Source organism: Kitasatospora sp. NPDC056327 (assembly GCF_042261735.1).
GTDB lineage: Bacteria > Actinomycetota > Actinomycetes > Streptomycetales > Streptomycetaceae > Kitasatospora.
Genome location: NZ_JBHJRC010000468.1, coordinates 1 through 2,093 on the forward strand (window position 1 = coordinate 1; position 2,093 = coordinate 2,093).

The following is a 2,093-nucleotide window of genomic DNA, read 5'->3' on the forward strand; positions in this document are numbered from 1 at the left end:
GTGGTCCCTCTCTGGTGGGTGTCGGTGCCCACCTGGAAGTCGACGGAAGCGGCACCGGCACCGGGACCCCTCCCGGTGCGGCCCGCCGTCACGGGTACTACCAGCGGCCGATGATCGGGGTGTCGGTCGGGTTGCCGAAGTGGGCGGAGTAGACCAGCGTCCCGGAGTCCTTGGCGGCGCCGTAGAAGCCGGAGGCGGCGGCACGGTGGATGCCGACCTGGTCGGTGCCGTCGCCGTCCCAGTCGCCGACGATCGGCTTGTCGCCCGCGTCGCCGAAGATCACCGTGTGGTCGACGCGGCCCTGGCTGATCGAGTCGCTCAGGTAGAAGCCCTGGGTGCCCGGGCGGTAGATCCCGATGCTGTCCCGGCCGTCGCCGTCCCAGTCGCCGACGAGCGGGACGTCGGTGCCCTCGCCCATCGCCACGACGACGGTGACGTTCTTGTTGTCGTTGGTGAGGTAGAAGCGCGCGTCGGAGGGGCGGAAGAAGCCGATGGTGTCGGTGCCGTTGCCGTCCCAGTCGCCGACGACCGGCCTGTCGCCCGCGGCGCCGAGGCGCTGGGAGACGGCCACCAGGGTCTGGTCGTTGGTCAGGTAGAAGCTCTGGGTGCTCGGCCGGTACACCCCGAAGGTGTCCTTGCTGTCGCCGTTCCAGTCACCGGTCAGCGGGACGTCGCCCAGGTTGCCGAACGGCGCGGAGCCCCAGAAGTTGCCGTTGACGTCGGCGATCGCGAAGAGCTGCGAGGAGCCGCGGTACACGCCGACCAGGGAGCGGCCGGGGGCGCGGGCCTGGAGCTGGACGTCCAGGACGTTCTGGTCGATGCCGAGCGGCTTGCCGCCCCAGGTCTCCGTGATGTTGCCGTGGTACTGGTGCACGCGCTGGTGGTTGCTCCAGAGCGTCGCGGGGATCTTCGGGTCGCTGGTGTCGACGACGTCGTTCCAGTTCCCGGTCCACAGCACGTCGGGCATCGCCCAGCCGCTGCCCTGGTTGGCCACCAGGTCGGCGATGCCGGTCGAACTGCTGCTGTAGTAGCCGGCGTTGTAGCCGCGCTCGTGCAGCCGGCTGGTCCAGGCGGAGACGAAGGGCAGCACCTTGGCCGAGTACAGGTCGACCTTGTACGACTCCATGTTGAAGTACAGCAGCGCGCCGGGGCCGAAGCCGAGGGCGACGGCCTGGTCGGCGGCGTCGTCCGCGGCGGCGCGGCCCTCGGTGTCCGGCGAGACTATCTGGTGCGCCTGCACCCCGGCGTACAGCGGCAGGAACTTCCAGCCGGCGCCGGCCTGGCGCTGGACCCAGGACGCGGTCAGGTTCTGCTGCACGCAGGAGCGGCGGCTGCCGCCGATGTAGATGCCGACGGCCCGGTACGGCGAGGCCGACATCCAGGCGTCCATGGTGGCGTTGTCCGGGGCCGCGCAGGCGTCGAAGCCCAGGCCGCTGTGGTTGGTGAGGTCGCTGGCGGCGTTCGCGACCAGTGCGGCGGCGGCCGGGGCCTTCGCGGCCGGGGCCTGTGCGCCGGTTGCGGGCGCTCCGGCGACGGGGGCCTGGCCGGCGGTGCCGCCCTTGCCCGCGCTGCCCCGGCCGGACGGGTTCTTCGCCGCGCCGTCCTTCGGCGCGCCGACGGGCAGTCCGGCGCCCGCCAGGATGCCGCGCACCAGCGCCTGGTCGGTGTCGTAGGTGGCGGTCGCCCGGATCCCCGGCGCGGTGGCCACCACCTCGTGGGCGATGGCGCTGACGGTCGTCCCGGCGGCGTCGGCGCCCTGGTAGGGCTGGACCAGCAGGGCCTCGGTGCGGCCGGTGAGGCCGGCCGGGCAGTTCTGCTCGCTGCCGGGCGTGCCCAGGTAGACGGCGTGGCGGTCGAAGCGCACGCAACTGGTCGGATCGGCCGTCAGGTCGACGACCTGCCAGCTCTCCGGCACGCCGAAGGTGTGGCCGAGGTAGGTGATCCTCCTGACCGGCTCGCCGGCCGGTGCCGCCTGTGCGGTGCCCGCCGCGCCGGTGATCAGGGCCGCGGGCGCCAGGGGGGCCCCCGCGGCCCCCCCCCCCGGCGGGGGGGGGGCGGGGGCGTATAAACCAAAGACGCGGCCGCCCCAGGAA

Annotated in this window: 1 protein-coding gene; it reads right to left on the reverse strand. The window is 73.1% G+C overall.

Going from position 1 to position 2,093, the window contains the following annotated elements:
- Positions 1-97: 97 nt before the first annotated feature.
- Entirely contained in the window at positions 98-1,915 is a 1,818-nt protein-coding gene (locus tag ACFCX4_RS35275; protein ID WP_376151400.1) for a DUF1906 domain-containing protein, read from the reverse strand.
- Positions 1,916-2,093 lie beyond the last annotated feature (178 nt).